Origin of the sequence: Cupriavidus taiwanensis (assembly GCF_900249755.1) — a bacterium.
Lineage (GTDB): Bacteria > Pseudomonadota > Gammaproteobacteria > Burkholderiales > Burkholderiaceae > Cupriavidus > Cupriavidus taiwanensis_D.
This window is the reverse complement of sequence record NZ_LT976853.1, coordinates 3,451,329-3,457,147: the sequence shown is the minus strand read 5'-3', so window position 1 is coordinate 3,457,147 and position 5,819 is coordinate 3,451,329. Positions and strand designations below refer to the sequence as shown.

General features: G+C 53.9%; 2 tRNA genes, 2 rRNA genes and 1 other annotated feature. All 4 genes read left to right on the top strand.

Annotation, left to right across the window (positions count from 1 at the left end):
* Positions 1-115 precede the first annotated feature (115 nt).
* The 4 genes from CBM2594_RS27215 (at position 116) to CBM2594_RS27200 (ending at position 5,614) form a co-directional block, all read left to right on the top strand.
* Positions 116-1,649: ribosomal RNA gene (locus CBM2594_RS27215) — 16S ribosomal RNA — on the top strand.
* A gap of 531 nt (positions 1,650-2,180) precedes the next feature.
* Positions 2,181-2,257: transfer RNA gene (locus CBM2594_RS27210), tRNA-Ile, on the top strand.
* 12 nt (positions 2,258-2,269) lie between these two features.
* Positions 2,270-2,345 (top strand) — tRNA-Ala (locus CBM2594_RS27205).
* A gap of 297 nt (positions 2,346-2,642) precedes the next feature.
* Positions 2,643-5,614: ribosomal RNA gene (locus tag CBM2594_RS27200) — 23S ribosomal RNA — on the top strand.
* The 16S and 23S rRNA genes sit together here with 2 tRNA genes alongside, the layout of an rRNA operon.
* Positions 5,615-5,735: 121 nt before the next feature.
* Positions 5,736-5,818: a sequence feature (5S ribosomal RNA rRNA prediction is too short), on the top strand.
* Position 5,819 lies beyond the last annotated feature (1 nt).

Genomic DNA, 5,819 nt, shown 5'->3' with positions numbered 1-5,819 from the left:
GTTATACAGTGCTCGCACAGCAAAACGTGACTGGATCTTCGGATCTGGTCAGTCAGTTTTCTGAGAGTGAGCGACCGCTCGAAAGAGCGAGGACCTTCGGGTCCACACAGAGATTGAACTGAAGAGTTTGATCCTGGCTCAGATTGAACGCTGGCGGCATGCCTTACACATGCAAGTCGAACGGCAGCGCGGGCTTCGGCCTGGCGGCGAGTGGCGAACGGGTGAGTAATACATCGGAACGTGCCCTGTCGTGGGGGATAACTAGTCGAAAGATTAGCTAATACCGCATACGACCTGAGGGTGAAAGCGGGGGACCGGTAACGGCCTCGCGCGATAGGAGCGGCCGATGTCTGATTAGCTAGTTGGTGGGGTAAAGGCCTACCAAGGCGACGATCAGTAGCTGGTCTGAGAGGACGATCAGCCACACTGGGACTGAGACACGGCCCAGACTCCTACGGGAGGCAGCAGTGGGGAATTTTGGACAATGGGGGCAACCCTGATCCAGCAATGCCGCGTGTGTGAAGAAGGCCTTCGGGTTGTAAAGCACTTTTGTCCGGAAAGAAATGGCTCTGGTTAATACCCGGGGTCGATGACGGTACCGGAAGAATAAGCACCGGCTAACTACGTGCCAGCAGCCGCGGTAATACGTAGGGTGCGAGCGTTAATCGGAATTACTGGGCGTAAAGCGTGCGCAGGCGGTTTGGTAAGACAGGCGTGAAATCCCCGAGCTCAACTTGGGAATGGCGCTTGTGACTGCCAGGCTAGAGTATGTCAGAGGGGGGTAGAATTCCACGTGTAGCAGTGAAATGCGTAGAGATGTGGAGGAATACCGATGGCGAAGGCAGCCCCCTGGGACGTCACTGACGCTCATGCACGAAAGCGTGGGGAGCAAACAGGATTAGATACCCTGGTAGTCCACGCCCTAAACGATGTCAACTAGTTGTTGGGGATTCATTTCTTCAGTAACGTAGCTAACGCGTGAAGTTGACCGCCTGGGGAGTACGGTCGCAAGATTAAAACTCAAAGGAATTGACGGGGACCCGCACAAGCGGTGGATGATGTGGATTAATTCGATGCAACGCGAAAAACCTTACCTACCCTTGACATGCCACTAACGAAGCAGAGATGCATTAGGTGCCCGAAAGGGAAAGTGGACACAGGTGCTGCATGGCTGTCGTCAGCTCGTGTCGTGAGATGTTGGGTTAAGTCCCGCAACGAGCGCAACCCTTGTCTCTAGTTGCTACGAAAGGGCACTCTAGAGAGACTGCCGGTGACAAACCGGAGGAAGGTGGGGATGACGTCAAGTCCTCATGGCCCTTATGGGTAGGGCTTCACACGTCATACAATGGTGCGTACAGAGGGTTGCCAACCCGCGAGGGGGAGCTAATCCCAGAAAACGCATCGTAGTCCGGATCGTAGTCTGCAACTCGACTACGTGAAGCTGGAATCGCTAGTAATCGCGGATCAGCATGCCGCGGTGAATACGTTCCCGGGTCTTGTACACACCGCCCGTCACACCATGGGAGTGGGTTTTGCCAGAAGTAGTTAGCCTAACCGCAAGGAGGGCGATTACCACGGCAGGGTTCATGACTGGGGTGAAGTCGTAACAAGGTAGCCGTATCGGAAGGTGCGGCTGGATCACCTCCTTTCCAGAGGCTTGTGTCTCAAGCCTAGCGTTCACACTTATCGGTTTGTTTGCTGTTACAGCCAAGGGTCTGTAGCTCAGGTGGTTAGAGCACCGTCTTGATAAGGCGNAGGTGGGGATGACGTCAAGTCCTCATGGCCCTTATGGGTAGGGCTTCACACGTCATACAATGGTGCGTACAGAGGGTTGCCAACCCGCGAGGGGGAGCTAATCCCAGAAAACGCATCGTAGTCCGGATCGTAGTCTGCAACTCGACTACGTGAAGCTGGAATCGCTAGTAATCGCGGATCAGCATGCCGCGGTGAATACGTTCCCGGGTCTTGTACACACCGCCCGTCACACCATGGGAGTGGGTTTTGCCAGAAGTAGTTAGCCTAACCGCAAGGAGGGCGATTACCACGGCAGGGTTCATGACTGGGGTGAAGTCGTAACAAGGTAGCCGTATCGGAAGGTGCGGCTGGATCACCTCCTTTCCAGAGGCTTGTGTCTCAAGCCTAGCGTTCACACTTATCGGTTTGTTTGCTGTTACAGCCAAGGGTCTGTAGCTCAGGTGGTTAGAGCACCGTCTTGATAAGGCGGGGGTCGTAGGTTCAAGTCCTACCAGACCCACCAAGTTATCCGTACGGGGGATTAGCTCAGCTGGGAGAGCACCTGCTTTGCAAGCAGGGGGTCGTCGGTTCGATCCCGTCATCCTCCACCATCGCTTTGATGGGCCTGGTTACCTTGGATTGGTGGTCAAATGAAAGCATTCGTTGCTGAGTGCTTTCATTTGGCATTGCCAAGCGACGAAAGTCGGCTGTTCTTTAACAATATGGGATGTAGTAAAGGTGTCGCGAAGCGTTGATGAGACGCTGCAGTACCCAAACGCGATACCGGGTTGTGATTGTATCAACCAAAATGTATTTAAGTGATCGAAAGATGACTTGGAATACGGCACAAATGCGAGAACTCATCCTGTAGCGACATGTTTCGAGCAATCGAGACACACTCGTTATAGGGTCAAGCGAACAAGTGCATGTGGTGGATGCCTTGGCGATCACAGGCGATGAAGGACGCGGTAGCCTGCGAAAAGCTTCGGGGAGCTGGCAAACAAGCTTTGATCCGGAGATGTCCGAATGGGGAAACCCGGCCCGAATGGGTCATCCCACACTGAATTCATAGGTGTGGGAAGCGAACGCGGCGAACTGAAACATCTAAGTAGCTGCAGGAACAGAAATCAACCGAGATTCCCAAAGTAGTGGCGAACGAAATGGGAAGAGCCTTGTACTCTTTAGCAGTGGTGTTAGCAGAACGGGATGGAAAGCCCGGCCATAGCAGGTGATAGCCCTGTATGCGAAAACACGATTGTGGAACTAGGTGTACGACAAGTAGGGCGGGACACGTGAAATCCTGTCTGAAGATGGGGGGACCATCCTCCAAGGCTAAATACTCGTGATCGACCGATAGTGAACCAGTACCGTGAGGGAAAGGCGAAAAGAACCCCGGGAGGGGAGTGAAATAGATCCTGAAACCGCATGCATACAAACAGTCGGAGCCTCTTCGGGGGTGACGGCGTACCTTTTGTATAATGGGTCAGCGACTTACATTCAGTGGCAAGCTTAACCGATTAGGGAAGGCGTAGCGAAAGCGAGTCCGAACAGGGCGTTGAGTCGCTGGGTGTAGACCCGAAACCAGATGATCTATCCATGGCCAGGTTGAAGGTGCGGTAACACGTACTGGAGGACCGAACCCACTAACGTTGAAAAGTTAGGGGATGAGCTGTGGATAGGGGTGAAAGGCTAAACAAATCTGGAAATAGCTGGTTCTCTCCGAAAACTATTTAGGTAGTGCCTCGTGTCTCACCTTCGGGGGTAGAGCACTGTCATGGTTGGGGGGTCTATTGCTGATTACCCCGCCATAGCAAACTCCGAATACCGAAGAGTGCAATCACGGGAGACAGACATCGGGTGCTAACGTCCGGTGTCAAGAGGGAAACAACCCAGACCGCCAGCTAAGGTCCCCAAATATGGCTAAGTGGGAAACGAAGTGGGAAGGCTAAAACAGTCAGGAGGTTGGCTTAGAAGCAGCCACCCTTTAAAGAAAGCGTAATAGCTCACTGATCGAGTCGTCCTGCGCGGAAGATGTAACGGGGCTAAGCCATATACCGAAGCTGCGGACGCGTGCGTTCCTTTAAGTGCACCAAGCTTGTCGATGCGCAGCATCGACAAAGCCGCCAACAATGATCGATGGTGGTTGTGCTAGTGGATTTAAAGGAGCGCACGCGTGGTAGGAGAGCGTTCTGTAAGCCTGTGAAGGTGTCTTGTAAAGGATGCTGGAGGTATCAGAAGTGCGAATGCTGACATGAGTAGCGATAAAGGGGGTGAAAGGCCCCCTCGCCGTAAGCCCAAGGTTTCCTACGCAACGTTCATCGGCGTAGGGTGAGTCGGCCCCTAAGGCGAGGCAGAGATGCGTAGCTGATGGGAAGCAGGTTAATATTCCTGCACCGTCGTATGATGCGATGGGGGGACGGATCGCGGAAGGTTGTCCGGGTGTTGGAAGTCCCGGTCCCTGCATTGGAGAAGGCGCTCAGGCAAATCCGGGCGCGGGATTCAAGGATGTGGGGCGAGCGGCCTAGTGCTGCGAAGCAATTGGAAGTGGTTCCAAGAAAAGCCTCTAAGCTTCAGTCATACGAGACCGTACCGCAAACCGACACAGGTGGGCGAGATGAGTATTCTAAGGCGCTTGAGAGAACTCGGGAGAAGGAACTCGGCAAATTGGTACCGTAACTTCGGGATAAGGTACGCCCTGGTAGCTTGACTGGCCTGCGCCAGAAGGGTGAAGGGGTTGCAATAAAATGGTGGCTGCGACTGTTTAATAAAAACACAGCACTCTGCAAACACGAAAGTGGACGTATAGGGTGTGACGCCTGCCCGGTGCCGGAAGATTAAATGATGGGGTGCAAGCTCTTGATTGAAGTCCCGGTAAACGGCGGCCGTAACTATAACGGTCCTAAGGTAGCGAAATTCCTTGTCGGGTAAGTTCCGACCTGCACGAATGGCGTAACGATGGCCACACTGTCTCCTCCCGAGACTCAGCGAAGTTGAAGTGTTTGTGATGATGCAATCTCCCCGCGGCTAGACGGAAAGACCCCATGAACCTTTACTGTAGCTTTGCATTGGACTTTGAACCGATCTGTGTAGGATAGGTGGGAGGCTTTGAAGCGTGGACGCCAGTTCACGTGGAGCCGTCCTTGAAATACCACCCTGGTTTGTTTGAGGTTCTAACCTTGGCCCGTGAATCCGGGTCGGGGACAGTGCATGGTAGGCAGTTTGACTGGGGCGGTCTCCTCCCAAAGTGTAACGGAGGAGTTCGAAGGTACGCTTGGTACGGTCGGACATCGTACCTAAAGTGCAATGGCAAAAGCGTGCTTAACTGCGAGACCGACAAGTCGAGCAGGTGCGAAAGCAGGACATAGTGATCCGGTGGTTCTGAATGGAAGGGCCATCGCTCAACGGATAAAAGGTACTCTGGGGATAACAGGCTGATACCGCCCAAGAGTTCATATCGACGGCGGTGTTTGGCACCTCGATGTCGGCTCATCTCATCCTGGGGCTGTAGCCGGTCCCAAGGGTATGGCTGTTCGCCATTTAAAGAGGTACGTGAGCTGGGTTTAAAACGTCGTGAGACAGTTTGGTCCCTATCTGCCGTGGGCGTTGGAATCTTGACGGGGGCTGCTCCTAGTACGAGAGGACCGGAGTGGACGTACCGCTGGTGTACCTGTTGTCTCGCCAGAGGCATCGCAGGGTAGCTATGTACGGAAGAGATAACCGCTGAAAGCATCTAAGCGGGAAACTCGCCTGAAGATGAGGATTCCCTGGAGGCTTGACCTCCTTGAAGGGTCGTTCGAGACCAGGACGTTGATAGGCTGGGTGTGGAAGCGCAGTAATGCGTTAAGCTAACCAGTACTAATTGCCCGTAAGGCTTGATCCTATAACCAGTGTGTTTTGCCTGGTGTGTGATCGCGACTGTGCCGAAACAGTTGACACGCACAACCCCAACTACATCCCGATTCGCAGCGTTGCCCGCAACCGCAGCGCTGCAACCCCTCATGCCTGGTGACCATAGCGAGCTGGAACCACCCCTTCCCATCCCGAACAGGTCCGTGAAACAGCTCCGCGCCGATGATAGTGCGGAT